This is a genomic window from Ferrimonas balearica DSM 9799, assembly GCF_000148645.1.
Lineage (GTDB): Bacteria > Pseudomonadota > Gammaproteobacteria > Enterobacterales > Shewanellaceae > Ferrimonas > Ferrimonas balearica.
In genome coordinates this window covers 771,106-797,076 of sequence record NC_014541.1, presented here as the reverse complement: position 1 = coordinate 797,076, position 25,971 = coordinate 771,106, and the positions used below count along the sequence as shown (strand labels likewise).

The 25,971-nt window shown below is 59.9% G+C and carries 27 protein-coding genes; 8 read left to right on the top strand and 19 right to left on the bottom strand.

The window, feature by feature from the left end; genetic code table 11:
- Positions 1–2: 2 nt before the first annotated feature.
- The 5 genes from lepA to rpoE all read right to left on the bottom strand — a co-directional run bounded on the left by lepA (position 3) and on the right by rpoE (position 4,442).
- On the bottom strand, positions 3–1,796 hold the full coding sequence (lepA, locus tag FBAL_RS03755; protein ID WP_013344245.1) for a translation elongation factor 4: 1,794 nt from the start codon (positions 1,794–1,796) through the stop codon (positions 3–5).
- 72 nt (positions 1,797–1,868) lie between these two features.
- Positions 1,869–2,306: a SoxR reducing system RseC family protein gene (locus FBAL_RS03750; protein WP_013344244.1), complete on the bottom strand. Its 438-nt coding sequence runs from the start codon at positions 2,304–2,306 to the stop codon at positions 1,869–1,871.
- Positions 2,299–3,264 carry a MucB/RseB C-terminal domain-containing protein gene (locus FBAL_RS03745; protein ID WP_233538327.1) on the bottom strand — a complete coding sequence of 322 codons (966 nt, stop codon included), beginning with the start codon at positions 3,262–3,264 and terminating at the stop codon, positions 2,299–2,301. Before FBAL_RS03745 ends, FBAL_RS03750 begins: the two co-directional genes overlap by 8 nt.
- A gap of 5 nt (positions 3,265–3,269) precedes the next feature.
- Positions 3,270–3,845 (bottom strand): sigma-E factor negative regulatory protein, encoded by a 576-nt coding sequence (locus tag FBAL_RS03740; protein ID WP_013344242.1) that lies wholly within the window; start codon positions 3,843–3,845, stop codon positions 3,270–3,272.
- A gap of 18 nt (positions 3,846–3,863) precedes the next feature.
- Positions 3,864–4,442 (bottom strand): RNA polymerase sigma factor RpoE, encoded by a 579-nt coding sequence (gene rpoE / locus FBAL_RS03735; RefSeq protein WP_013344241.1) that lies wholly within the window; start codon positions 4,440–4,442, stop codon positions 3,864–3,866.
- A gap of 199 nt (positions 4,443–4,641) precedes the next feature.
- Between rpoE and nadB the strand changes: the two genes are divergently transcribed.
- On the top strand, positions 4,642–6,252 hold the full coding sequence (gene nadB, locus FBAL_RS03730; RefSeq protein ID WP_013344240.1) for an L-aspartate oxidase: 1,611 nt from the start codon (positions 4,642–4,644) through the stop codon (positions 6,250–6,252).
- Here nadB and FBAL_RS03725 read toward each other — a convergent pair.
- From FBAL_RS03725 to rppH, 10 genes are all read right to left on the bottom strand, one after another.
- On the bottom strand, positions 6,201–6,683 hold the full coding sequence (locus tag FBAL_RS03725) for a protein YgfX (RefSeq protein ID WP_425357358.1): 483 nt from the start codon (positions 6,681–6,683) through the stop codon (positions 6,201–6,203). The genes nadB and FBAL_RS03725 overlap by 52 nt on opposite strands.
- A complete protein-coding gene (locus FBAL_RS03720; protein ID WP_041251172.1) occupies positions 6,664–6,921 on the bottom strand; it encodes an FAD assembly factor SdhE in 258 nt (85 codons plus the stop codon). The genes FBAL_RS03725 and FBAL_RS03720 overlap by 20 nt, the downstream gene beginning before the upstream one ends.
- A gap of 11 nt (positions 6,922–6,932) precedes the next feature.
- On the bottom strand, positions 6,933–8,156 hold the full coding sequence (locus tag FBAL_RS03715; protein WP_013344238.1) for a Bcr/CflA family multidrug efflux MFS transporter: 1,224 nt from the start codon (positions 8,154–8,156) through the stop codon (positions 6,933–6,935).
- Positions 8,157–8,218: 62 nt separating this feature from the next.
- Positions 8,219–9,127: a transcriptional activator NhaR gene (nhaR, locus tag FBAL_RS03710; protein ID WP_013344237.1), complete on the bottom strand. Its 909-nt coding sequence runs from the start codon at positions 9,125–9,127 to the stop codon at positions 8,219–8,221.
- A gap of 1 nt (position 9,128) precedes the next feature.
- Complete coding sequence (locus tag FBAL_RS20400) at positions 9,129–9,512, bottom strand: hypothetical protein (RefSeq protein ID WP_013344236.1); 384 nt, start codon at positions 9,510–9,512, stop codon at positions 9,129–9,131.
- Positions 9,513–9,543: 31 nt separating this feature from the next.
- Positions 9,544–10,722 carry a Na+/H+ antiporter NhaA gene (gene nhaA / locus FBAL_RS03700; protein ID WP_013344235.1) on the bottom strand — a complete coding sequence of 393 codons (1,179 nt, stop codon included), beginning with the start codon at positions 10,720–10,722 and terminating at the stop codon, positions 9,544–9,546.
- 592 nt (positions 10,723–11,314) lie between these two features.
- Positions 11,315–12,148 carry a thymidylate synthase gene (locus tag FBAL_RS03695; protein ID WP_013344234.1) on the bottom strand — a complete coding sequence of 278 codons (834 nt, stop codon included), beginning with the start codon at positions 12,146–12,148 and terminating at the stop codon, positions 11,315–11,317.
- A complete protein-coding gene (gene lgt, locus FBAL_RS03690) occupies positions 12,145–12,939 on the bottom strand; it encodes a prolipoprotein diacylglyceryl transferase (RefSeq protein WP_013344233.1) in 795 nt (264 codons plus the stop codon). The genes FBAL_RS03695 and lgt overlap by 4 nt, the downstream gene beginning before the upstream one ends.
- 72 nt (positions 12,940–13,011) lie before the next feature.
- Positions 13,012–15,246: a phosphoenolpyruvate--protein phosphotransferase gene (gene ptsP, locus FBAL_RS03685; RefSeq protein ID WP_013344232.1), complete on the bottom strand. Its 2,235-nt coding sequence runs from the start codon at positions 15,244–15,246 to the stop codon at positions 13,012–13,014.
- The gene (rppH, locus tag FBAL_RS03680) at positions 15,243–15,785 is read right to left on the bottom strand and encodes an RNA pyrophosphohydrolase (RefSeq protein ID WP_013344231.1); all 543 of its coding nucleotides are present in this window, start codon (positions 15,783–15,785) and stop codon (positions 15,243–15,245) included. Before rppH ends, ptsP begins: the two co-directional genes overlap by 4 nt.
- A gap of 631 nt (positions 15,786–16,416) precedes the next feature.
- Here rppH and mutH point away from each other — a divergent pair.
- Together mutH and FBAL_RS03670 are read left to right on the top strand one after the other, a co-directional pair.
- Positions 16,417–17,085: a DNA mismatch repair endonuclease MutH gene (gene mutH, locus FBAL_RS03675; RefSeq protein WP_013344230.1), complete on the top strand. Its 669-nt coding sequence runs from the start codon at positions 16,417–16,419 to the stop codon at positions 17,083–17,085.
- A 197-nt stretch (positions 17,086–17,282) separates the two neighbouring features.
- Positions 17,283–18,326, top strand: coding sequence for an adenylate/guanylate cyclase domain-containing protein (locus FBAL_RS03670; RefSeq protein WP_013344229.1), 1,044 nt, complete (start codon positions 17,283–17,285; stop codon positions 18,324–18,326).
- On the opposite strand, the gene FBAL_RS03665 is transcribed toward FBAL_RS03670, so the two are convergent.
- The 3 genes from FBAL_RS03665 to FBAL_RS03655 all read right to left on the bottom strand — a co-directional run bounded on the left by FBAL_RS03665 (position 18,274) and on the right by FBAL_RS03655 (position 21,547).
- Positions 18,274–19,179 carry a hydrogen peroxide-inducible genes activator gene (locus tag FBAL_RS03665; RefSeq protein WP_013344228.1) on the bottom strand — a complete coding sequence of 302 codons (906 nt, stop codon included), beginning with the start codon at positions 19,177–19,179 and terminating at the stop codon, positions 18,274–18,276. The genes FBAL_RS03670 and FBAL_RS03665 overlap by 53 nt on opposite strands.
- Positions 19,180–19,281: 102 nt before the next feature.
- Positions 19,282–19,896 (bottom strand): 5'-deoxynucleotidase, encoded by a 615-nt coding sequence (gene yfbR, locus FBAL_RS03660; RefSeq protein WP_013344227.1) that lies wholly within the window; start codon positions 19,894–19,896, stop codon positions 19,282–19,284.
- Between the two features lie 208 nt (positions 19,897–20,104).
- Positions 20,105–21,547 carry an ATP-binding protein gene (locus tag FBAL_RS03655; RefSeq protein WP_013344226.1) on the bottom strand — a complete coding sequence of 481 codons (1,443 nt, stop codon included), beginning with the start codon at positions 21,545–21,547 and terminating at the stop codon, positions 20,105–20,107.
- 206 nt (positions 21,548–21,753) lie between these two features.
- On the opposite strand from FBAL_RS03655, the gene FBAL_RS03650 reads away from it, so the two are divergent.
- The 4 genes from FBAL_RS03650 to queG are packed head-to-tail and all read left to right on the top strand — an operon-like array spanning position 21,754 to position 24,910.
- Positions 21,754–22,281 carry an RNA polymerase sigma factor gene (locus FBAL_RS03650; protein ID WP_013344225.1) on the top strand — a complete coding sequence of 176 codons (528 nt, stop codon included), beginning with the start codon at positions 21,754–21,756 and terminating at the stop codon, positions 22,279–22,281.
- Positions 22,278–22,772, top strand: a complete 495-nt coding sequence (locus FBAL_RS03645; protein ID WP_013344224.1) for a hypothetical protein — start codon at positions 22,278–22,280, stop codon at positions 22,770–22,772. The genes FBAL_RS03650 and FBAL_RS03645 overlap by 4 nt, the downstream gene beginning before the upstream one ends.
- 11 nt (positions 22,773–22,783) lie before the next feature.
- A complete protein-coding gene (locus FBAL_RS03640; RefSeq protein WP_013344223.1) occupies positions 22,784–23,734 on the top strand; it encodes a DUF4097 family beta strand repeat-containing protein in 951 nt (316 codons plus the stop codon).
- 36 nt (positions 23,735–23,770) lie between these two features.
- Positions 23,771–24,910, top strand: coding sequence for a tRNA epoxyqueuosine(34) reductase QueG (gene queG, locus FBAL_RS03635; protein ID WP_013344222.1), 1,140 nt, complete (start codon positions 23,771–23,773; stop codon positions 24,908–24,910).
- Here the strand turns inward: queG and FBAL_RS03630 are convergent, their stop codons facing one another.
- A complete protein-coding gene (locus FBAL_RS03630) occupies positions 24,911–25,117 on the bottom strand; it encodes a dodecin (RefSeq protein WP_013344221.1) in 207 nt (68 codons plus the stop codon).
- Between the two features lie 119 nt (positions 25,118–25,236).
- Here FBAL_RS03630 and FBAL_RS03625 point away from each other — a divergent pair, with 119 nt between their 5' ends.
- Positions 25,237–25,818 (top strand): NapC/NirT family cytochrome c, encoded by a 582-nt coding sequence (locus tag FBAL_RS03625; RefSeq protein ID WP_013344220.1) that lies wholly within the window; start codon positions 25,237–25,239, stop codon positions 25,816–25,818.
- Positions 25,819–25,971: the final 153 nt, after the last annotated feature.

Genomic DNA, 25,971 nt, shown 5'->3' with positions numbered 1-25,971 from the left:
TATCAGTTGTCTCCTACTTTGAGGATGGCGAGGAACGCCTCTTGCGGTACTTCCACGTTACCCACCTGCTTCATCCGTTTCTTACCCTCTTTCTGCTTCTGCAGCAGTTTCTTCTTACGGCTGACGTCACCGCCGTAACACTTGGCAGTCACGTCTTTACGCAGGGCTTTCACGGTAGAACGGGCGATCACGTGGTTGCCGATGGCCGCCTGAATGGCGATATCGAACATCTGGCGCGGGATCAGCTCACGCATCTTCTCCACCAGCTGACGGCCACGGAACTGGGCGTTGTCCTTGTGGGTGATCATCGCCAGCGCATCGACGCGGTCGCCGTTGATCAGCACGTCCACACGCACCATGTCCTCTTCCTGGAAGCGGGTGAAGTTGTAATCCAGTGAGGCAAAGCCACGGCTGGTGGATTTCAGACGGTCAAAGAAGTCCAGTACCACTTCCGCCATCGGCAGCTCGTAGCGGACCGCCACCTGCTTGCCGTGGTAGGTCATGTCTTTCTGAACGCCACGCTTCTCAACACAGAGGGTGATCACGTTGCCCAGGAACTCCTGGGGCACCAGGATGTTGGCTTCAACGATCGGCTCCGCGATGGTTTCGATGTTGTTCAGCGGCGGCAGTGCGGAGGGGTTATCCACCATCACGGTCTGGCCGTCGGTCTGGGTCACCTGGTACACCACGGTCGGTGCGGTGGTGATCAGATCCAGGTTGTATTCACGCTCCAGACGCTCCTGGATGATCTCCATGTGCAGCATGCCCAGGAAGCCACAGCGGAAGCCGAAGCCCAGCGCCGCAGAGGTTTCCGGCTCATAGAACAGGGAGGCGTCGTTCAGGGACAGCTTGGCCAGCGCGTCACGGAAATCTTCGTAATCGTCGGAGGAGATCGGGAACAGACCGGCATACACCTGCGGCTTCACTTTCTGGAAGCCCGGCAGCGGCGCTTCTGCGCCACCTTTGGCCAGGGTCAGGGTGTCACCCACCGGGGCGCCGTGGATCTCTTTGATGCCGCACACCACCCAGCCTACTTCGCCGCACTTCAGCTCAGTGGTGTCTTTCTGTTTCGGGGTGAAGATACCGAGGCGATCAACGCCCCACACCTGACCGGTGCTCATCACCTTGATCTTGTCGTTCTTTTTGAGCGAACCGTTTTTGATTCGCACCAGGGAAACCACGCCAAGGTAGTTATCGAACCAGGAGTCGATGATCAGGGCCTGCAGCGGCGCTTCCGGGTCCCCTTCCGGGCTCGGGATGCTCTTCACGATGCACTCCAGCACCTCATCGATGCCGATGCCGGTTTTGGCGGAGCAACGCACCGCGTCCATGGCGTCCAGACCAACGATGTCTTCGATCTCCTGAGCCACGCGATCCGGGTCAGCCTGGGGCAGGTCGATCTTGTTCAGGATCGGCAGTACTTCCAGATCCATATCGATGGCGGTGTAGCAGTTTGCCAGGGTCTGGGCTTCTACGCCCTGACCGGCATCCACCACCAGCAGTGCACCTTCACAGGCCGCCAGAGAACGGGAAACTTCGTAGCTGAAGTCCACGTGTCCGGGGGTATCAATGAAGTTAAGCTGGTAGGTTTCTCCATCCTGGGCCTGATAGTTAAGGGTTACGCTCTGGGCCTTGATGGTGATGCCACGCTCACGTTCCAGATCCATAGAATCCAGAACCTGAGCCGCCATCTCCCGCTCGGTCAGGCCGCCACACACCTGGATCAGGCGATCGGACAAGGTGGACTTGCCGTGGTCAATGTGAGCAATGATGGAGAAATTTCGGATGTGCTTCATCGGTTCCGCTGCTTCGCATATGTCGTGATTCGGTATAAGGGGGGCGATTTTAGCGGATTTTCAGACGGTGGGCTACGTATTGCCCACCGGCACACCGAGTACGCCCAGGATGGTGATCTGCTGAGGCCGGTTTCTCGCCCGCTTTCGGGCCCAGCCACTGCCAACGGCAGCGCCAGCCAAAGCGGCCAGAATGGTCCAGCCCTCCTGTCCGGACAGGGCTTGCCCAAGAGCAGCACCCAAGAGCAGACCCACTAAAGGAGAAAGGTAGACCAGCGCCGAGGCGGACAGCAGATCCGACTCGGCGATGCCCAGGCGCAGTTGCGTCCCGGGCGGGTATTGGCGGTCACAGGGCAGCGCCAGTGTGTTCTGCTTCGGCTTCAGCGCCTTGGCCACCACACCGGTACCGCATTCATCGCCCTGCTCACAGTGGCCGCAGGCGGACTGGCTCTGCCAGCTCAGCCAAACCTTGCCGGTCTCGCAGCGAACCACCGTGCCAATGGCCTCAATCACTGTCGCCACCCTGCTCGGTGCCCTGCACCGGATAGATGTTGTTGGCCACATTACTGAGGGTATCCACCGGCATCTTGCCCACCACCACCACTTCCACGTCGCCGTGAATGGCGGTCGCCAGAGCCAGGCCATTGGTGGTGGTCAGGTGGGTGGGCAGTTCCACCTGGCCGACCCGGCCGATATACACCGACAGTTCAGCCAACCCATCGGACAGCGACAGGTACTCCACCGGCTCATTCAGGCCCAGCAGCATATGGCGATCGTAATGGGTCATCTCAAAGCCGTGGGGCAGCCAGCCAAACTGCCAGCGCGGGGTGTCTTTCTGGTGCGGCGGCAAAACCACATCCGGCCACTTGCGGCCTTTGAGCTCCGCCAGGGCCGGCAGCGGTTGGTCAAACTTATGCAGTTCGATCACCAGCAGTTGTTCCAGCAGGTTGTTGTCGGTGTCGAGCAGGTCAACCCGCAGTGGCAGTGCGGTTTCCAGATCAAGCCAGACCCGGTACTGGTACCGGAAGCTGTCGTTGGGCACCACCCGAATCAGCTGGGCGGTGCGTCCTGCCACCCGGTTACGACCGGCCAGAACAAATTGGTAATGGGGCACCAGGCGCTCAATCTGACCACCAAACACCGGTGGCAGCCAGCCGCGAATGCGGGCGGCAGCGACCGAGTAAGGCGCCACGTCGTGCTCCAGGTACGTCACCTGCTCACCAACGCGAACCACGCTCTTGGCGGGGCCATTCAGGTGGTCGAGATAGGCCACCTCTTCGCCATCCACCACGCCGTGGAGATAGCGCAGGGCGCGGATCTGATCACGTTGAAGCTGAACAAAGGAGAGTTGGAACGGTTGGGTATTGAGGGCAGACGCCATGCGCTCAAGCCAGGCTTGGGCACTCACGGCCTCTTGTGCGTTGGCGGCCATGGTGGCCGCCAACAGAACAACAGAAAGAAGGGCTCGCACTGGGTTTACTGGTCCTCACGGGCGGCGGTATCGATAGCATTACTGCCATTGAGGCGCTGTTGCAACAGATGATCGCGCAGGAAGGCGTTAGCACGACGTTGCTGTTCAATCGCCTCACGCTCCTTATCCACCGCTTGCTGTTGCGGCTGACCCATACCCGGAACCTGGTAGCTGGCCGGACTCGGCGCGCCCAGCATCGGCATGGTTTCCAGCACCGGCAGGGGCGTCACCGCCTCCTGGGCGTTGTACTGCTGAACGCCGACCACGGCAACCGCGGCAACGGTAGCGGCGATGGCGTACTGACCAAAGCGCTGGCCCAGCTCCACCACCTTGCCAGGGATGGCAAAGCGACGACGGGACTGAGGCGCGAGAATGGCGGGCTCTGACTCCAGCGCATTGGCCACGTTGGCGGCAATGTCGAGCTGCAGAGACTCCGGCAATTCGTTACGCATGGCATCACCGATCAGGTGGTATCGGTGCCAGCGTTCGCTCAGTTCAGCGTCCGCCAGCAGGTCTTGGTACAGACCTTCAACCGGCTGATCGTCCATCCATGCTGACAGCTTTTCCTTACGTTCAGTCATTGCTCACCTTAGGTTCAATTACCGCTCCAGCAAAGGCTGGATCTTTTTGTCGATCGCTTCACGTGCACGGAAAATCCGTGAACGCACCGTCCCTACCGGACAATCCATAACGGCGGCGATCTCCTCATAACTCATGCCTTCGATTTCCCGAAGGGTGATCGCCACTTTCAGTTCCTGCGGCAGGCTTTCGATGGTGGCAAACACGGTGCGTTTGATCTCATCGGACAGCAGCTGCCTTTCTGGCGTTGCCGACTCTCTTAGAGCATCGGCACCGTCATAAAATTCCGCTTCTTCGGCATCCACGTCGTTGGCAGGCGGCCGACGACCCTGGGACACCAGGTAATTCTTTGCGGTATTGACCGCGATTCGGTACAGCCAGGTATAGAAAGCACTTTCACCCCGGAAATTCGGCAACGAGCGGTAGGCTTTGATAAAGGCTTCCTGCGCCACATCCGCCACGTCCCCCGGGTTTTTCACGTACCGACCAATCAGATTGGCTACCTTATGCTGGTACTTAACCACGAGGAGATTAAACGCCTGTTTATCCCCCCGCTGTACGCGCTCGACCAGTTGCTGATCACTAATCGGCTCACTCACTCGAGAGCTCACTCCTAAAACATAACTTGCTGATTTTTCTTTCACTCGTCTTAAGCGCACCTATTCAGACTGCGCCAATTCGTAAAAGTTCGTAAATTTTTCCGATCCCGATCACAAAGTCGTTCGCCCCTTGGGGGGTGGGCCTTTGCCCCCGCTGGGAGTACCATAGGCCAATTGACTTTCCAACGCATGATAACGGATGAATCAAGGGCTTGAACACCACGCCGATCTCCTGGTGATCGGCAGCGGCGCGGCAGGACTGACCCTGGCGCTGAAAATGGCTAGCCAGGCCAAGGTGATTGTTATCGCCAAAGGAAAACTGAAAGAGGGCTCGACCTACTACGCCCAGGGTGGCATCGCCGCGGTCTTTGACGAACAGGACACCATCGAGTCCCACGTCGCTGACACCCTGGTGGCCGGTGCCGGTTTGTGCGATGAAAAGGCGGTGGAGTTCACCGCCCGGGAAGCGCGCGCGGCTCTGGAGTGGCTGATCCGCAAAGGGGCCGACTTCGATCAGGAAACCGACAGCGAAGGACAGTCCCGCTACCACCTCACCCGCGAAGGTGGCCACAGCCATCGTCGCATCCTCCATGCCGCAGACGCCACCGGTAAAGAGGTACAGCAAACCCTTCAGGCGCAGGCGCTGGCCCACCCCAACATTACGGTACTGGAACGGTTCAATGCCGTGGACCTGATCACCGCCGAAAAGCTGGGGCTGGAAGGCGACAATCGCGTACTGGGTGCCTACGTCTGGAATCGCGACAAAGAACAGGTGGAAACGGTGCGCGCCCGTTTTGTGGCACTGGCCACCGGTGGCGCCTCTAAGGTGTACCAGTACACCTCGAACCCGGACATCGCCTCTGGCGATGGCATCGCCATGGCATGGCGGGCTGGCTGCCGGGTGGCCAATATGGAGTTCAACCAGTTTCACCCCACCTGCCTGTACCATCCGGACGCCCGCAACTTCCTGTTGACCGAAGCGTTGCGCGGCGAAGGCGCCCTGCTGCGTCGTCCTGATGGCACCCGCTTTATGCCCGACTTTGATGAGCGCGCCGAACTGGCCCCCCGCGATGTGGTGGCCCGCGCCATCGACTACGAGATGAAGCGCCTGGGTGCCGACTGCATGTATCTGGACATCAGCCACAAATCGGCGGAGTTCATTCAGCACCACTTCCCCACCATCCACGAGCGCTGCCTGGAACTGGGCATCGACATCACGAAAGAGCCGATCCCGGTGGTGCCCGCCGCCCACTACACCTGCGGTGGCGTGATGACCGACCTGGATGGCCAAACCGACCTGCCGGGCCTGTACGCCATTGGCGAAGTGGCCTACACCGGCCTGCACGGTGCCAACCGCATGGCCAGTAACTCGCTGCTGGAGTGCCTGGTGTTCGCTCGTGCGGCGGCACGTCAGATGAAAGCCGGCCTCGCTGAGGCCAAATCCGAAGAGCTGCCCCCGCTGCCACTGTGGGATGAGAGCCAGGTGATCAACTCCGACGAACACGTGGTCATTGCCCACAACTGGCACGAGCTGCGCCTGTTTATGTGGGACTACGTGGGCATTGTCCGCACCGACAAACGTCTGCAGCGGGCCCTGCGCCGGGTTGAGATGCTGAAGTCTGAGATCCACGAGTACTACAGCGGTTTTAAGGTCAGCAATGACCTGCTGGAGCTGCGTAACCTGGTGCAGGTGGCCGAGCTGATTGTACGCTGTGCCATGGCACGCAAGGAGAGCCGGGGCCTGCACTACACCCTGGATTACCCGGAACTGCTGCCGGAGTCCGGCCCCACCATCCTGTCACCGCGCTGAATCATCAGCAGCAAGCGACAGAGCCGGCGCCAGCCGGCTCTGTCGTAACTGTCCTCAAACTGCCAGCCCCACTGCCGCCTGCCATCCTGCCGCCACACCAGTAACGCCACCCCCGGCATCAATCGCGAGGCTGGCAACACCTGAAACGCCGTCCCATCCGCCAGCCAGTGCGCCCTGCCCCGCTCATCCAGGGCAAAAGCCGGTACCGCCGGTAAACCACGATGGCGCCAGCACAGCACCAGCAAGCTCACAATCACAACCAGCTTTAAAACCGAAAGCCACGGCATCATTCCTGTGGGTTGCCACGCCACACTCAAGATCAACAAGCCCAGGCCGCCAATACGCCAACGGCGCCCCAGATGGGACGCCGTTGGATAGAACTGGTAACGCTGGCGCGGTTGGCCAGGTCGTTCAGGGCTGATTGCGCTCAAGGATCAGCGCCACCATATCGGCCAGCTCCGGGTCAGGACAGGGGGCGTGGCCCATAAACCAGGCAAACAGATCCGGGTCATCTTCCTTAAGCAACCGCTCAAACGCCTGTTGCTGCGCCGGGCTCAAACCCAGGAAATGACGCTCAACGAAGGGTTCCAGCAATACATCCAGCTCCAACATGCCGCGGCGACACGCCCACTTTAGGCGTTTGATCACCTCGAATTCCTCGGTTGTCATTGTTCTCTCCATCAGGACGTTCCTTGCGCCGCCATCCTACCACGAACCATCCACAGATAGACGAGGCCGGAACCAATCAGGCAGGAACTCATTGCGCCAACCAGGGTCCAGGGGGAATCACTGTGCACCAGCCCCATCAGGCCACCAATCAGCGCCCCGGCCAGAAAACGCATAAAGCCACCGAGCGCGGACACGGAACCGGCCGCCCCGTCGAACTCATCCAGACTCAGCGCGGCAGCATTCGCGGAGATCAGGCCCATCGGCCCCATGATCATCACCACCGGAAGCACCACTACCCAGACGCTCTCGATGGCCAGCCACTGCCCCAGAATCAGCAACATTGCCCCGGTAACACCGATGGCCAAACCTATCCCCAGCATTTTTACCGATCCCAACCGGGCCACGTAGCGGGCATTGAGGCTGGTCAGGGTCATCATCATCAGGATATTGGCGCCAAAGTAGTAACCAAACTGTTCCGGCGGCACCTGATAGTACTGGATATAGACAAAGGGGGAGCCGGTGATAAACGCAAACAGCGCGGCGGAGGCGCCGATGCCAATCAGCTGGTACCCCATGCAACGGCGATGTTTGAGGATGCGACCGTAGGTGGCCAGCGCACTGCTCAGCTTGAGCGGCGCTCGGGCGGATTTCGGCAGGGTCTCGCCGATCACCAGACCGATGCTGATGGCCAGCACTGCCGCAACAATAGCCAGAACCCAGAAGATGCTGTGCCAGCCGAAAAACAGCAGCAGGTAGCCCCCCAGAACCGGCGCGGCCAAGGGGGCCAGGTTCATCACCAACATGCCGAAGCTCATGGCGCGGGCAAACTGGTCACGCTCAAACAGGTCCCGCAGCAGGGCCATCACGATCACCGAGCCCGCCGCGCCCCCGGCCGCCTGTAACACCCGGGCGACGATCAGCTGTTCCACGGTTTGTGCCAGGGCGCAAGCAACGCTGGCTACGGCAAACAGGCCCAACCCACCTATCAGGATCGGCATGCGGCCGAGGCTGTCGGTCAGGGGTCCATACAGAAGTTGGCCAAAGGCGAAGCCGAGCAGATAGAAACTGACGGTGTATTGCATCACTTCCACAGGCACGGAGAACTCACCGGCCATGGTGGGGATGGAAGGCAGGTACATGTCGATGGCCAAAGGCGTCAGCCCGGCCAGTGCGCCCAACAGGGCGATAAGCACCACGTACGGAGGCCGTGGTTGAGAGGAGGTTTGAGAGTGCATGATACCGCGAAACACTATGCAGGACTGGCCATCATCCCATCAAGGCCAGCCCATGAGCAAGGTTAAAGCGGAAAAGCGGGCGCCTCTTCGCCGCGGAAGAACTCACCAAAATCGGTCTCGAGCAGGCTACGTACTGCCGGATGCTGAATCATCCGCTCAGCAAACATCACGTAGTACTCCTCCTGAACCTCTTCGGTCTCGCCAATCAGGTGGAAACCCTGGGCCAGCATCTCATCGCGGTAAAGTGAGGGGATCACAAACACACTGTCGGTGTAGTGACCAAAGGCTTTCATCATCGCTGAGTCGTCAAACTCACCGGTGATGCGGGGCTCCAGGCCGATCTCATCGAACCAGCGCAACATCTGCTGACCCAGCGCCGTTTTACGGTGCGGGATAAGCAGCTTGGCCTTGCCGAGATTGACCGGAAAGTCCCCCTCCAGTGGCGCTTTGCTGATAAAGCTGATGCCACACTGTCCCAGCTTCTTGCTGAGGATCTCGGGCAGCTTCAGGCTTTCCGCATCACTGCCGGAAAGCACCACATCGAGCTTATGCTGCGACAGGCGGTCCACCAGATTTTCATCGGTGGACTCGTAACAGTTGAGGTGGAGGTTGTCGCCGTCGGGCATCACCGACAACAGCAGCCGGCTGGCCACCGATTTCGACAATGCGTCGGAGATCCCCACCTCAAACAGAATGGCGCTGTCTTTGGTGTAGTTCAGCAGGTCCAGCATCTCGTAGGAGAGGCTGTACATCTTATCCGCATAGCGGAACACCACTTCCCCCAACTCCGAGGCCACCAAAGCCCGGCCCTGGCGTTTGAACAGCTTGCCACCCAAACGCCGCTCCAATTGGCGGATCTGGCCGGTAACCGTCTGGGGGGTGAGGAACAGGGCGTCGGCGGCTTTCGCCACCGAGCCTTTCTTTCTCACCATCCAGAAGTAGTACAGGTGGTTGTAGTTGAGGTGCGCCATATTACTTCGCCTGGCAGTGGAACAGTGCCACTAACGCCTGCTGAAGCTCTTCCTGGCTGGTCAACAGACCCTGTTCAACCAGCTCATCCAGTGCCAGTACCATCTGGTCCCGCTCCGGCAGTCGATTTTCACAGAAGGCCTTATTGGCCTGCTGGAAACGTCGACCGGAACGGTACTTCAGTGCCCGCTCAGCGTAGGAACTGGTGTCCAACGCCGGAACCTTCATCATTGCCCCCAACGCCAGGGCGCCGTCTACGGCACCCTCCAGGTAGGCCAGGCAGGTCTGGCTTTTGGGCTCCTCCTGGCACATCGCCAGGTTGAGGTCATCGGCCAGTACGGACGGGCTTATCGCCAATGCCAAGAAGGCACCAATCGCTTTTTTCATAATCCCTCACTCATCTTATTGTTGTGAACCGTCAGGCGGAGCGCGCGGGATCCGGCAGCGTCTTCTTCAGCACCAGGTAACCCAGTACCGCAGCCAGACCGGAGCCAATCAGGATGCCGAGGCGAGAGAGGTCACCGTAGTTCAGCAGGCCCGCTTCGAATGCCAGGGAGGCAACGAACATCGCCATGGTGAAGCCGATACCGCACAGCAGCGACACACCGAACAGGTGAATCCAGCGCAGACCTTCCGGCAGCGTGGCAACACGCAGCACCACAGCCAGCCAGCTGAACAGCATGATGCCCAGCGGTTTACCCAGCAGCAGGCCCAGGGCGATGCCCATCGGCAGCGGCGAGGTCAGGTCGGACAGACCCAGGCCATCCAGGCTTACCCCAGCGTTGGCAAAGGCAAACACCGGCAGGATCAGGAAGGTGCTCCACGGGTGCAGGGTATGCTCAAGATGCTCACTCGGGCAGTGACCGTGCTCATCCTTTTTCAGCGGGATGGTAAAGGCCAGCACCACACCGGCGAGGGTGGCATGCACGCCAGACTTCAGTACCGCCACCCACAACACCAGACCGATCAGCATATAGGGCATCAGGTCCCGCACTCCGCGACGGTTCAGCATCATCAGACCGATGATGGCGACGGCGGCAACCGCGAGGCTGGTGGTGGAGAGGGAGTCGCTGTAGAACAGGGCGATGATCAGGATGGCCAGCAGGTCATCAATGATTGCCAGAGCCAGCAGGAACACCTTAAGGGTGGCCGGTACACGGCTGCCCAGCAGGGCCAGAACACCCAGCGCAAACGCAATGTCGGTGGCGGCCGGAATGGCCCAACCGTTGCGAGCGGTGGTGTCGTCAAAGTTGAACGCCAGGAACACCAGGGCCGGTGCAACCATACCGCCGATGGCGGCAAAGCTGGGCAGGGCGGCTTTGCTGGGGCTGGACAGCGCGCCTTGCATCAGCTCACGCTTCACTTCCAGACCAATCAGCATAAAGAACAACGCCATTAAGCCGTCGTTGATCCAAAGCAACATCGGCTTATCGATGTCCAATGCACCGACTCGCACCTGAACCGGGGTGTTCAGGAAGGCATCGTACATGGCATCCAGCGGTGAATTGGCGAGAGCCATAGCAACCGCCACGACGATCATCAGGATGATACCGCCGGACGACTCCTGGCTCAGGAAGTCTTTAATTGCGTGCTTCATTACACTCCTCCGAATTTAACAGAATGAGTGTAGTCGCCTCGCAACCAATGAGAAATTCGTTTCTATCGCCGACTTAGTTCGGGATTATCGAATTGTGAGCCAGTTCACGTCGCAAGTTGTGGAGTTTGCGAGCTGCGCCGCAATATGCGTTCGGATTACATAGTTCTGCAATAGGCGACCCCCAAAAATATTCCAGAAAATGCTTTGTGGGCAACACTTTGCAAGCCAATGCGATAACATTTGACCGATTTTGGAACATGCAGATCAACCGGAGAAATGGCGAATCGCTTCCGGCTTGCGCTGGCATTGAGGCGGAATGCCCGATGAAACGACGGCGAAACCACAGGAGAGGAGTGAGAAGCCACGCCGGAGTCGCTCAACGGAATGGTGGAAAAAGCGGCGTGTGGGCCGCCTCCGCAACGGAGCAGGATGGGAGTGCGGGCAGTTGTCCGCGGGGAAAACGTGTCCAGTGTCAGTCCCATTACACTTCTCCTAATCCAACCAATAGGAAGTGTAATGGGCCTGAGGCAAGACAAAAATTCGCTTGTACGAACGCCTGGGACCGAAAATCCCGAAGCGTTCGTGATGGGGATCAGATCGCGACCGGGGCCGGAATGTGAGGTTGCGCCTGGTAATCGTGCAGGGCGAAGTCTTCGAAACGGTAGTCAAAGATGCTGTCCGGACGGCGCAGGATCTCCAGCTTCGGCAAGGCACCCGGCTGACGTTGCAGCTGCGTGGCCACCTGTTCGAAGTGGTTCTTGTAAATGTGCACGTCGCCCCCGCTCCAGATGAATTCCCCCACCTCCAGACCGGTCTGCTGCGCCACCATATGGGTCAGCAGCGCGTAGCTGGGGATGTTGAACGCCAGGCCGAGGAAACAATCCACTGAACGCTGGGTCAGCATGCAGGAGAGCTTACCGTTCGCCACATAGAACTGGATAAAGGCGTGGCAGGGCGCCAGCGCCATCTTACCGGCTTCTGCATTGGCTGCGGGGGAGCAGGTTTCGTCCGGCAGATCCGCCGGGTTCCACGCGGACACGATGATACGGCGGCTGTTGGGGCGCACCTTGAGGTCCTCAATCACCTTGGCGATCTGGTCAATCTCCTGGCCATCCGGGGTTTTCCAGTGACGCCACTGAACGCCATAAACCGGCCCCAGTTCCCCCTCCTCGGTGGCCCACTCATTCCAGATGCGTACCCCATTCTCCTGCAGGTAACGGACATTGGTGTCACCGCTTAAGAACCACAGCATCTCGTGGACAATGGACTTCCAGTGCAACTTTTTGGTGGTGAGCATCGGAAACCCTTCGCCCAGGTCAAAACGCATCTGGTGGCCAAACACCGAACGGGTGCCGGTACCGGTGCGATCATCCCGGTCCACGCCATTGGTCATCACGTGGTTCAGCAGGTCCAGGTAGGCTTTCATCGAGCGGTCTCCTTAACAACAGGGCGCACCATCAGGTAGGCGCCAAAAATCAGCATGGGAATGGTCAGCAACTGGCCCATGGAGAAGCCCCAGTAGAGGCTCATATGGGCGTCCGGCTCGCGCACAAACTCCACCAGGAAGCGGGAGATGCCGTACCCCACCAGGAACAGCCCCGCCACCGCGCCCGGCTTGTCGGTGCGCTTCATAAACCATTGCAGTACCAGGAACAGCACCAGTCCTTCCAGTACCGCTTCGTACAGCTGAGAGGGGTGACGTGGCAGCGGTCCGCCGCTGGGGAAGACGATGCCCCAGGGCACGTCGGTGGTGCGGCCCCACAGCTCGCCATTAATAAAGTTACCGATGCGGCCCAAACCCAGCCCGATCGGCACGGTCGGTGCGACCAGATCGGCCACCTGCCAGAAGGTGCGCTTCTGGCGATGGGCGATAAACACCATGGCGGCGATCACCCCAAGCAGGCCGCCGTGGAAGGACATCCCCCCTTCACTGATGCGGAACAGGTAGAGCGGATCCTCCAGCAGCCATTGCCAGCCGTAGAACAGGACGTAACCCAGGCGGCCACCCAGCACCACCCCGAGGAAGCAGTAGAACAGCAGGTCCGACACCTGCTCGCGAGTCCAGCCGGAGCCGGGCTTATCGGCGTGTCGGTTCAGCAGCCACATGGCGGCCAGGAAACCCAGCAGGTACATCAGGCCATACCAGCGCAGCGCCAGCGGGCCCAGTTCAACGATCACCGGATCGATCTGGGGAAAGGTAAAAAACTGTTCAGACATGGGGTCGAAACCTTCGTGTTCTAACAAGATGGGGCGAACGGGCCCCTAGAATAGAGAGTTGCTGGCTCGATGTCATCGGCCAGTCTTCGGCAGCAGTTCGTTCAGCCCGGCTGCCTGCAGGTGTTCGGTCAGGCAGTGACGCACCGCTTCACCATCCCGTTGCGCCAGCAGCACCATGCGCAGAGGGGCCAGTGCTGAGAGGTCGAGATTCTCCACCAGGTAGTGAATGGCGCCCAGCGACTGGGTGTTCATACTGAGCTGGCGATAGCCGAGGGTCAGCAGCATCAGGGCGCCGAGCACCTCCCCCGCCAGCTCACCGCACAGGCCCAGTTCACGTCCCTGCGAGGCACGGGCGATCTGGTCCAGTGCTGCCACCACAGCGGGGTGGAAGCTGTCGAAACTGGCACTGACCTGAGCGTTATTGCGGTCCACCGCCAGCAGGTATTGGGTCAGGTCGTTACTGCCCACTGAGGCGAAATCAAGCCACGGCCACCAGTTACCCAACTGGAACAGCGCCGCCGGCACCTCCACCATAATCCCCAACGGCGGTGGTATCACCGCCCTGCCCCACTCTTCCGACAGCTCGGCAACCGCCTGTTCGAGCAGGCGGCGGCAGCTTTGGATCTCATCCAGCCGCGACACCATGGGCACCATGATTTTGAGATTATCGTAGCCCTGGCTGGCCCGCAGCAGGGCACGGATCTGGGACAGGAACAGGTCCGGATGGTCCAGCGACAGGCGTACCCCCCGCCAGCCCAAAAAGGGATTGTCTTCACGGATGGGCAGATAGGGCAGCGGCTTGTCGCCACCCACATCCAACGTGCGCACGGTAACCGACTTGCCCTCGGCGCCACTGAGCAGACGGCGATACACCCGCTCCTGCTGCTGTTCGGTGGGGAACTGATTAAACGCCATAAACAGCGCTTCGGTACGATACAGGCCCACCCCACTGATGCCGGGTTTGCACAGCACCCGCTCCTCGGTGGCCAGGCCGGCATTGAGCAGCAGTGTCACCGCTTCGCCATCGGCGCTGATGCAGGGCCGTGCCAACTGGCGACGGAATCGCTCTGAGCGCGCTTCCAGGCCCCGTTCCAGCGAACGAAACGCCCGCACCACTTCGTCGGTGGGGTCGATCCAAAGCCGCCCCTCCAGGCCATCCACTACCAGGGTTTTGTCGGCCAGGTCCTCGATTCGGACCCCTTCGACCGCCACCAGCGCTGGCAGGCCCATGGCGCGAGCCAGAATGGCGGCGTGAGAGTTCACCCCGCCTTTCATGCTGATGATGCCGGCCAGTTTATCCCGTGGGATCTCCGCCAGCATCGGCGCTGTGATCTCCTTCGCCACCAGAATCACCGGCTGCTCAGGCGCCGAGGAGGCGAGGCCCGGACGGGCTAACTGGTCAAGCAGGCGCTGGCCCAGTTCACGGATGTCGGCGGCCCGTTCACGAAAATACTCATCGCCCATGGACTCAAACTGGCCCACGTACTGACAGACCACCTTGGAGACCGCGGTTTCCGCCATCCAGCCTTCGGCGACACAGGCCTGAAGCGATTGCCTTAACTGAGGGTCAGCCAGCAGGGCCTGATAACAGTCAAACAGCAGCCCCAATTCTGACGCCACCTCATCACTGAGGCGTCCCCCCAGCTCCGCCAGCTCCTCGCTGGTCACCAGCAGGGCCTGGTCCAGACGCTGCCACTCCCGCTCCGGATCATCCGTTTCAATCGCCGGCTGAACCAGATCAAGCTTGGGTCGGGCCAGACGAGCCGGCGCAATCGCGATCCCTTCGGCGGCCACCAGGCCGGGGAAGATCCAGGATTGTGGATCCTGATCGCGGTTCAGCGCCCGCTCACGCAGTTGTGGGGCCAGCTGTGATGCCAGCGTCACCAGGAACGACTCCTCCTCTTCGGAGAACTGGCGAGCGATCTTCTGCTGCACCACCAGGACACCCAGCGCTTCGCGGCGGTGAATGACAGGCACAGCCAAAAAGGCCCGGAAGGCTTCTTCCTGGACCTCGGGCAATAATTTGAAGGCTTTATGGCTGGGCGCATCCGCCAGATTGATCGGTTCTTCCCGCTGGGCCACCAGGCCGACTATGCCCTCGCCCCAGGCCAGACGGGAGTGGCCAACGGCACTGACGGAGAGCCCTTCGGTGGCGGAGAGCAACAGGGAGTCAGACTCCACCAGATAGAGGGAGCAACAATCGGTGTCCATGGCATTGCGGGTCAACTGGACCAACTCTGCCATTGCCTGCTCGACAGTATTGGCCTGCGACACCCGCTGCACTATGTGTCGCAGAGTACTGATCATCTTTTCCGACGCCGACGCCGATGGCGGGGTTGATTGGAACGTTCCTGCTGTTTCTCCCCAGCCTGCATCGGCAGCACCACAGGAGCAAACTCTTTCATCACCTTGCGGTAGACATCGCGCTTAAACGACACCACCTGGCGCACCGGATACCAATAGCTGACCCAACGCCAGTCATCAAATTCTGGGCGGCCACAGGCCGACAGATTGATCTGCGACTCCTTGGCCGTGAGTTGCAGCAGAAACCATTTCTGCTTCTGGCCAATGCACAGAGGCTTACTGTCCTGACGGACCAGGCGCTTGGGCAAGCGATAGCGCAACCAACTGCGGCTGCGCGCCAGGATCCGTACATCTTCTTTCTTTAGCCCTACCTCTTCATAGAGCTCACGAAACATCGTCTGTTCCGGACTCTCGCCCTCATTGACACCCCCCTGAGGGAACTGCCAAGAGTGCTGGCCGAATCGTCTGGCCCAAAGCACCTGACCTTGACGATTACAGATGATGATCCCGACATTGGCACGGAAGCCATCGTTGTCGATCACGCGTTCATCCGGTTGAATTCCTAACTTATTGCGATTGTTCCACAAAGGGTAGGCGGCGGCAAACAGCAGCATCTCAGGGTGTGACGGCCAGTTATAAACAGAAGATATCCACCAACTCTGTGGATAACGGTGTTTGTAACTTTGGTATTTGCAGAGATATCCAGCGAATAGCGCTAAAAAGCATCAGGTACGATCTTGGCCGGAACGTAACGACACCATTTACTTTCAATGACTTAGAAACATTCTAAATTCATCCCCAAGGGAAAAAGCGACAGATCGCTTAAAGATCGCCCAACCGGAGGAACAAATTCATATCGCCGACTTTTCCGTCGTTTTTGTCCACAGAACAAGGCAAATATTGGGGATTGTAAGGGGCAACGATCTCTGATAAGCCCCCCAAACACCAAGTTATCCCACCAACCTGTGCATAACCCTGTTGGTAATTCCATTGGATCCCAAGGATAAATCCGGCTCAATGCTTCGACTGTGCACACTAAATAATATTTTGATCTGATTGATCATGCACTTAGGTGCGATACACCGCTGTAGATAACTTGCCATTGTCGCGTTTGCGCTTTTTTTGCTCAGCACGTTATGGCCCTACTCGATCCGCTTCGGGTAGACTGGCGGGATGCCTCACTCCTCCCCCCAATCTCTCGACCAACTGATGGATCGTGCCTACGCCATGGCCGGGCTCACCCTGGGCGAGATCGCCGCACAACTCGGCGTTACCGTACCGGCGGACCTGAAACGCCACAAAGGCTGGGGCGGCCAGTTACTGGAGTTGTGGCTCGGTGCTTCCGCTGGCTCACGGCCGGAACCCGACTTTCCCCACCTTGGCGTTGAACTGAAAAGTCTGCCGATCGATGAGCAGGGCAAACCCCTCGAATCCACCTACATCTGTGTCTGCCCACTGACCGACCTGCGCGGTCTGCGCTGGCAGGACTCCGTGGTGTGCCACAAACTCAGCCGAGTGTTGTGGATCCCGGTGGAGGGCAGCCGCACCATTCCGGTAGCGGAACGACGAGTCGGCATGCCGCTGCTGTGGCAACCGGACCCGGATCAGGAAGCCACCCTGCGGCGGGACTGGGAAGAGCTGATGGAACAGGTGGCGCTTGGCCAGGTGGAGCAGATCACCGCTCACCAGGGCGAGATTCTTCAATTGCGTCCCAAGGCGGCCAATCGTCGTGTACTGACCGAAGCCATTGGTCCCGACGGCCACAAGATCCAGACTCTGCCCCGTGGTTTTTATCTGCGCAGCCGCTTTACCGCCGAATTGCTGGCCCAGCATTACTTGTGATCCCTCACACTGAACCCCACCGATTTTTGTTCGAGATCACTGGAGGCGGTTCTGGATATTGATTACAATCTGCGCCCTGTACCGTTTGGGCGGTACATCTCGTCCCCGTTTTATCGACTTTTGCGCAGTAACGAATCTTGCAAGCAGGCCAAGAGCTACAAAAACTTCTGTTCGCGGTAATCGCCTGGACCCTGGCGATGGCCGCATTTGTCATCTTCCGCTATGCCCTCAGCCCGGTTGCTCCGGACTGGGCGGTAACGGGTGCGGATATGACCACCCTGTCGATCTACCTTGGTACCATTCTTGGCTGTCTGCACTGGCTCTCCAACCTGATTACCTCGGTCAGCCCGATCCGTCGCATGAGCTACCTGATGGTGGTGCTGTTTAAGGGGATGTTCCTGATGATCGGCGCCCTGGTGCTGATCAAAATCACCCTCTGGCTCAACACCTGGGCACCGGATCCCAATCTCGACCTGCGTTATGAACAGCTGACCCAGTCCATCCTCAACTCCGCCTCGACCCAGATCCTGGTGGTGTACCTGGTGCTGGTGCGACTGTGGCTGGCCTTCCTGGAGCAGATGATCCTGCTGGTAGGCCGTCGCAACCTGGTCAATATGGGGCTGGGCAAATACCACCGCCCGCGCCAGGAGGAGCGACTGTTCCTGTTCCTCGATATGGTGGGCTCCACCCCCCATGCGGAAGCGCTGGGTGACTACCGCTTCAGCCGCCTGGTGCAGGATTGCTTTGATCTGCTCTCCGGCACCGTGCAGCGTCATGGAGGTGAGATCTATCGCTATATCGGCGATGCGGTGATCGTCAGCTGGAAGATCAAACCGGGCCAGGACCAAACCCGCTCACTGGGGCTGTACTTCGACTTTGTTCAGAATCTGGAGTGGAACCGTCACTACTTTATTGAGCAGTACGGTTTTCTGCCGCGCTTTAAGGGCGCACTGCACGGTGGCAAGGTGATGGCGGCCGTGGTGGGGGTGGATAAGCAGGAGATCAGTTACTTCTCTGACGTCCTCAATACTCTGGCTCGTCTGCAGGATCAGTGCGGACCGCTGAAGCGGGATCTGCTGATCTCCGGACGGGTTCGCGCCATGGTGAGCGAGTCCGAGGAGTTCGATATCGAAGCCCTCGGACCCATGCGCCTGAAAGGGAAGCAGCAGGAGGTGGAGGTTTACGCCATCACTCTGACGCTGCCGGCAGCAATCCCTGAATCATCTGCCCCAACGTCCTGAAGGTACGCAGACGGCTTGAGGTCTGACGCCACACCAGGCCGATATCCCGATACGGTGCTTCACCCGGCGGCTGGTAGATCTCCAGCTCAGTGCCGTTAAGAATGCCGGAATCGATCGCCATCTGCGGCAGGAAGGTGGTGCCCAACTTGGAATCCACCATCTGCACCAGAGTGTGCAGGCTGGTTGCCGCAAACGGGTTCACCTTGGTGCTGTTCTTCATCTCACAGGCACTGATGGCGTGGCCGGTAATGCAGTGCTCACGCTGCAGCAGGAAGATACTGTGGTCCGGCAGGGACTCGTACTTCACTTCGCCCATTGCCATCTGTTCCGGGTGGCCCACCATCTTAAACGGGTCCTGACCCACCTTCATGCTGTGGAAACCGCTGGTGTCCACCGGCAGAGCCAGCAACAGCAGATCCAGCTCGCCATTGCCCAGCGCCGCAATCAGGTTTTCAGTGGTGTCTTCCCGCAGCAGCAGGGAGAGGCTGGGGAACTGCTTGCCCGCTTCCTTGACCACGCGGTTCAACAGGAACGGGGCGATAGTTGGGATACAGCCGAGACGAATGGTGCCGGCCATCGGTTCACCAGCACTGCGGGCCAGATCGGTCATCTCCTGGACCTCCGCCAGCAGATTGCGGGCCCGGGTCACCACATCTTCGCCCAGCGCGGTGAACATAAAGGATTTATGGTCACGCTCAATCAACTGGCCACCCAGCTGCTCTTCCAGGTTCTGGATACCGGACGAGAGGGTGGACTGGCTGACGTGGCAGGCCTTGGCGGCGCGGTTAAAGTTCTGCTCCCGATGCAGCTGCACCAGGTAGTAGAGGTTTTTCAGGCTGGGAAGCTTGTTCATACTGGCCTTCAAAGATACCGATTGAGTATGACAAAGCTATTCGATTTTTAACCAGATGTCAGCCTGTCAGGCAGGATCGGGATCACAGAACCCGATCCCCACTCACTGGGGCTGAGCGAACGCCGCTTCCACCAGATCGTCAATGGTCATCTGGAACGCCGGTACCAGGTGAGTCAGGAACCACTCCACCTCAGGCATCTCATCACGGTAGGGCTGCAGTGCGGCCATCACCTTGCGCTCAGTTCCCTCAAACTCCTTATTGCCGGCCCGCAGCTCCACCAGAGCCTTGGTGTACGCCGACAGCAGGTCCGCCGCTTTGACAAAACGGGCGGTCTCCTTGTCTTCGCCATGCAGAATCAACGGCGCATAGTGGGATTGCAGGTTCTTCGGCAGAGTGCCAATCAGCATATGGGAGGCGATCGACTCCATCTCCCGGCACAGTTCCAGCATTCGCGGGTCACCGTACTTGATGCCGCTGTTGACGTCTTCAGTCACCACTTCGGCGGCATCATGGAACATCGCCACCACCGCCAGATGGTTCTGGTCCACTTTGGGGGCGTCGGTAAAGACTTCATTGCGGATCAGGCCCAGGCAATGGGCAAACATTGCCACCTGGAAACTGTGCTCCGCCACATTCTCAGCCCGGGTCGGATTGGACTTGCCCCAGCGATGCACATTCTGCATGCGGGACATCAGGGCAAAAAACACCGGTTGCATGGGGTTTCCTCTGCGGTTGTTACGGGGTGCGCAACGCACCCGACTGGATTGCGGGTCCGCGCTCAATCGTAAGCATAACAAGGATAAGCGACGAGACCCGCCAATGACTCAAGGACGACGATGGCACACTGACGCCCAACTGGCCACCCCATTGATGGCGACGGGGGAAGCGCAGGGGGCGTTCGCCAACGTGAGCGGTATAACGGCGTTAGATCACCGGTTCAGACTGAGACGGCGCGGTAGCAAAAGCCTCAGCCTCGGCCTGGGTTGCCGTACTCTCGTATTGTGCCTGCGGCTCCACCACGAACCCGAGCCGGAACTTGGCACCGCCATAGAGTTCGCTGCGCCCCAGCTCAACCTGAACGCCGAATCGGTTTGCCACCGTACTGACAATTCCCAGCCCCAAACCGGTCCGATACCAGGCTTCCGCCTGACTGAGGTCCGGCGCTTGCGCCCACTGCTGAGGCGTCAGGCCCGGGCCGGAATCCGATACCGTCAACCAGGCGCGACCATCACTGCCACGGCGCAGGCTGACCAGCACTTCACTGTCCGGTGGGGAAAACCGCAGCGCATTATCGATCAGCGCGTCCAACAGCGCTCGCGCTGCCACTTCCGGTATCCGCACCAGCAACCCCCGGTCCATGCCGCGCAGCACCAGTCGGCTGCCACGCCGCCGGGCCAGACCATAATGGCGGGCCACGCTCAGTGACGCTTTGCGGTACAGGTCCAACTGATGGGCTTCCGGTTCACCGGGGCGGGAGAGTAACAGCCATAAGCGCGCCTGCAACAGCTGACGTTCCAGCTTTTCCAGATGGAAACGGGCCCGGCGTTGCCCCATCGGGCCTTCGGAGATCGCCATGGTGACCCCGTCCACCTGAGCCTGACAACGTTGGGCCATCAGGTTACCGAGCCGGGTTTGCTGCTGACGCATCTCCACCGCGCGCTGACGCAGGGCACGCAGTTCCGTGACGATGGGCTTCAGTTCCGAATTCACACTTTCCGGGCTGGGCAGGGTTTCCTTGTCATCGCTGACCTTTCCGGCCAGGTCACGCAGGGGGCGCAGCGCCATGGCAACAATCAATGCCGAGAACAGCAGCGTCAGTGGCGTCAGGATCAGCATCTGCATGCCCCAGGCTTCACGCATGCGCTGGGCCAGCAGATCACTGGCGATGGATTTGGGGAACGCGGTCTGCACCCAGGCGTTCTGATGGACCGAGTAAACCGAGAAGGTCCGCCAGGTTTCACCGGCGAAGGCTTGAGTGCCAAAGCCGCTGTCGTAGAGGGTCAGGCTGTTGTCGGGATCGCACAGGGCATCATCGAAAGGCGCATAGCAACGGCCATTGATCCAGACCTGCACCCACATGGTCTGGTTGCCCTCCATGGTGGCATCGCTCAGGGCCCAGTCCGGCTCCTGATCCATGCCCAGCCGAACCAACGCCGCCACCGCCCAGTCCACCAGGTTTTTGTCCCCCACCGAGGGGTACTCTTCCATCAGTCGCAGCATCACCCGGGCACGTTGTGCCAGCGAGGCATCGACAAGGGCTTGCTGCTCCTCTTTGGCGACCAGATAGGAACCCAGCAATCCGAGTCCGTTGGTCAGAAGGACCAACAGGGTAAACCCCGTCAATATCGTGGCTCGAATGGATTTCATGGCTGCAGTCCCTGGCCGTCTGGTACATCAAAAAAGCGAGCCGGGAAGGATGCCAAAGGCCACCGCCATTTTCTGGGAGAACGGTCACTCTTTGACCGAAATTTCGGCGCCATTTAACTGGTGTTCAGTTTTTTTTCATGGTGATGTAAACCCTTTGTTGCCCTCACTTTGTCAAAGATGACATGCCACCGAGAAAGGAGCCCACCGTGCTGGCGCCAACGGACCCACCCAACGAGATCGAACAGGCCGAACTGCACCGTGCCCAACAGGGGGATCGCAACGCCTTTTCCCGCGTGTACCAGCGCCACCACCGACGCACCTATGCATTGTGCCTGCGCCTGCTGGGCCACCCGGCCAAGGCGGAAGATGCGGTGCAGGAGGTGTATATCCGGGTCTGGCAGAAGCTGCCTCAGTTCCGGTTTGAGTCCAGCTTTACCACCTGGCTGCATCGGCTGACGGTCAATCTGGTGCTGAATGAGCAACAGAAACAGCCTTGGTGGCAGAAGGTACTGCCACTGGATGGCGTCGAGGAGCCCGCCCAGGCCGACCCCAACCTTGAAGGACTCGACCGTTTGCTGCCGCGCCTGCCCACGCGGGCCCGCCAGGTGTTTGTGCTGTATGCCATCGAGGGCTACCAGCACAACGAGATCGCCACCCTGTTGAAGATCCGCACGGGCACCAGCAAAGCGCAATATCACCGTGCCCGCGAACTGCTTAAGGAGATGCTGTCATGAGCCACGACCCCATTGAATCGCTGGCCCGCAATCTCAGTGATGAGCTGCCGGTCCAGCGCGACCTCTGGCCCGGCATTGAACGCGGCTTGGATCGCCCCCGCTCTGAGCCCAAACCCACCTGGCAGCGGGTCGCCGGCTGGCTGACGCCTCTGCTGCTCGGCACCCTTCTGGGGCTGGGAGGCGGCTACTGGGTTGGCCACAAGCCGGGCCAGGACCCGCAGGCGATGGTGGCAATGCTGGAGGTGATGGCCCGTCAGCATGAGGCCCGACTGGCCAATGCCCGCCAACCCTTTTTCCAGGTCGGCGAGCAGGAGGGCAAATCCAGTGAGGGTGAGCAAACCCTGAAACAGGCCAGTCAGGAGCTGTTGCAGGCACTGCGCCAGGACCCCTTTAACCCGGCCCTGTTAGAACTGTGGCTGTGGGTGCAGCAGAAAGAGCTGGACCTGATTGAACAACAACAGCAGCAACATCGTCGGCTGCAACAACTGTAAGGAAGATAAGGATGAAACGATTTCTCACCGGTATCGCGCTGAGCATCGCGCTCATCGCCCCGCTGATGGCGGCCGAATCCATTGACCGCAGTGAGCCGATCCAACCGGATCAGCGCCTGCGGGTTGAGATCCCCCGGGGTGAAGTCACCCTGATGGCCAGCGACGACGGCCAGGTGTCGGTTCAGGGCAGCCTGGATGAAGACACCGAGTCCTTTGAGTTTGCCACCCGTGGCGATGAGGTGGTGGTGATCCTGCGCCTGCCCTCCTCCATGGAAAAGCAATGGGACGGCAGCGGCGATCGCGGTGCCAGGCTGACCATTCGCTACCCCCGTAACAACGCACTGCAGTACAGCACCATCAGCGCCGACACCGAGGCCAATGAGCTGGGTGAAATCCGGATGGAGAGCGTCAGTGGTGACTTTATGCTGAATAGCATCCAGGGGCGCAGCCAGATTGAGACCGTCAGCGGCGACATCGAAGCACGCAACCTGACCGGCGAAGCCAACCTGGAGACGGTCAGCGGTGACGTGGAGGGCAACCTCAGCGGCAGCGCTCTGCGGGTTCACACCGTCAGCGGCGACATCAACCTGAAAAGTGACGCCAGCCAGGTCAACCTGGAGAGCGTCTCCGGCGATATCGATGCCCGCCTGAGCAACATCGACCAGCTTCGGGGCGGTACCGTCAGCGGCGAGCTCACCATCGAACTGGCCCAGCTGGACAGCGGCGGTGAGATCGCCCTGGAAACCGTCAGTGGCGACATCAGCCTGCGTCATCAGGGCGCCATTGATGCCCAGGTCACCGCCGATACCGGCCCGGGGGGCAGCATCCGCAATGGCTGGAGCGACGACGAACCCAGCCGCGGACGCTACGTCAGTAATGAAAACCTCGATCTCCGCCTCGGCCAGGGCCAGGCGCGGGTGCGACTCAACACCGTCAGCGGCGACCTGCAACTGAAAAAGTGATGGGGCCGTGACAGCGGCAGTGCTACCCTTGCGCCCATGAGCGTGACCAACCCCGACTGGGCCGCCATTGCGGCCCACATTAAATCCCTCGCCCTGGAGATGGGCTTCTGTGCCGTCGGCATCGCCGATGTCGATCTGCAGGCCGAGTGGCCCCACCTGCAGCGCTGGCTCGATAACCACTACCACGGTGAGATGGATTACATGGCCCGCCATGGCCAGATGCGGGTGCGTCCCGATGAGTTACACCCCGGCACCTTGCGGGTGATCAGCGTGGCACTGGATTACCTGCCGCCCGACGCCGGCTTTGCCCAAACCCTCAAAGCGCCGGAGAAGGGCTATATCTCGCGCTATGCCGGGGGGCGTGATTACCACAAACTGATGCGCAACCGCCTGAAGCAGCTGGGTCAGCGCATCCACGCCGAACTGCCGGAACTGGCGTTTCGCCCCTTTGTCGATTCCGCCCCCCTGTTGGAGCGGCCTCTGGCCCGTAATGCCGGGCTGGGCTGGGTTGGCAAACACTCACTACTATTGAATCGCAAGGCGGGAAGCTGGTTTTTCCTGGGCGAGTTACTGATCAACCTGCCGCTGCCGGTGGACCAGCCCCACCAGGGCGACTGTGGCCACTGCACCGCCTGCATCACCAGTTGCCCCACCGGCGCCATCGTCGAACCCTATGTGGTTGATGGCCGCCGTTGCATCTCCTACCTCACCATTGAGCTGGACGGGCCGATCCCGGAGCCGTTACGTGCCCCCATGGGCAATCGCATCTATGGCTGTGACGATTGCCAGCTGGTGTGCCCCTGGAACCGCGTCGCCCCACTGACCCGGGAAGCGGACTTCCATACCCGGCCGGACCTGCAACAACCCGACCTGCTGACCTTGTGGCAGTGGGACGAGGCCCACTTCCTCAAAGCCACCGAGGGCTCCCCCATCCGCCGCATCGGCTATCGACGCTGGCAGCGTAACCTGGCGGTGGCACTGGGCAACGCGCCCCACAGCGACGCTACCGTGGCGGCACTGAAAGCAGGCTTGGGGCGGGTGGACGAGATGGTGGATGAACACATCCACTGGGCGCTGGCGCAACAGGCGGACAAAGCCAGCCAGGACCCCGTCGCCAATCGCCAGCAGCAGCGCCTTATCCGGGTGGTGGAGAAAGGATTGCCCCGGGACGCCTGATCACTCGTCCAGGGTAAACCCCACTTTGATGGTGACCTGCCAATGTGCCACCTGCCCCGCTTCAATGTGGCCTCGGGTCTCCACCACCTCAAACCAACGCAGCCGGTGCAGCGACTGGGATGCCGTGGCAATGGCGTTTTTTATGGCGTCATCGGTGCCCACCGTGGACGAACCGGTCAATTCAATGAGTTTGTAGGTATGAGTCATAACCGTTATCCTCTTGCGCAGGATAAAAGTATAGAAACAGGGAATGCATCAGCTGGAACTACAATTGTCTCTATCGAGAGTGCGGATCCAGTCTGGCAAAACAATCCCTCGAGGTAACTATGAACTGGCGAAACCTGTTTAAACCCAGCGTCAAATACTCCGTTTTTACTCTCATTGCTGTGGGCATCATCGTTGGTGTCGCTGGCTACTTTGTCACCCAGCAGACTCTGCACGCCACCAGCACCGATGAGTTCTGTATGACCTGCCACAGCCGTCATTCTCTCAAGGATGAAGTTCTGGCTTCTGCCCACGGTAACAACCGTGCTGGTATGGTGGTTCAGTGTCAGCAATGTCACATCGCTCAGGAACCCCTGAACTACCTGATGAAGAAGATCATCGTGTCCAAGGACATCTGGGGCTACCTGACCATCGATGGCTTCAACACCCAGGAATGGCTCGATGCCAACCGTCGCGAGCAGGCAGACCTGGCTCTGGAATACCTGCGTAAGATCGACTCCTCCACTTGCCGCAACTGTCACAACCACGTGATTGAGAACCCGCCGGAGTCCATGAAGCCGATCGCCCGTCGCATGCACGAGCGCAACTACGCGAAACCGGAAGATGAGCGCAAGACCTGTGTGGATTGCCACCGCGGTGTCGCTCACCCCTATCCGAAAGCCCACCAGTCTGCCAGTAAATAAGCAGGCCCGGTGAAACAGCAACGGCGCGTCTCTGGACGCGCCGTTGTTGGTTTTGAGGCAAAAAAAACCCGGCCGAAGCCGGGTATCAGGTCCCCCACAACCCGACCAGACTGGTTGGGTCGGTACCGGGTGCAACCACCCGGGTTGAGCTCA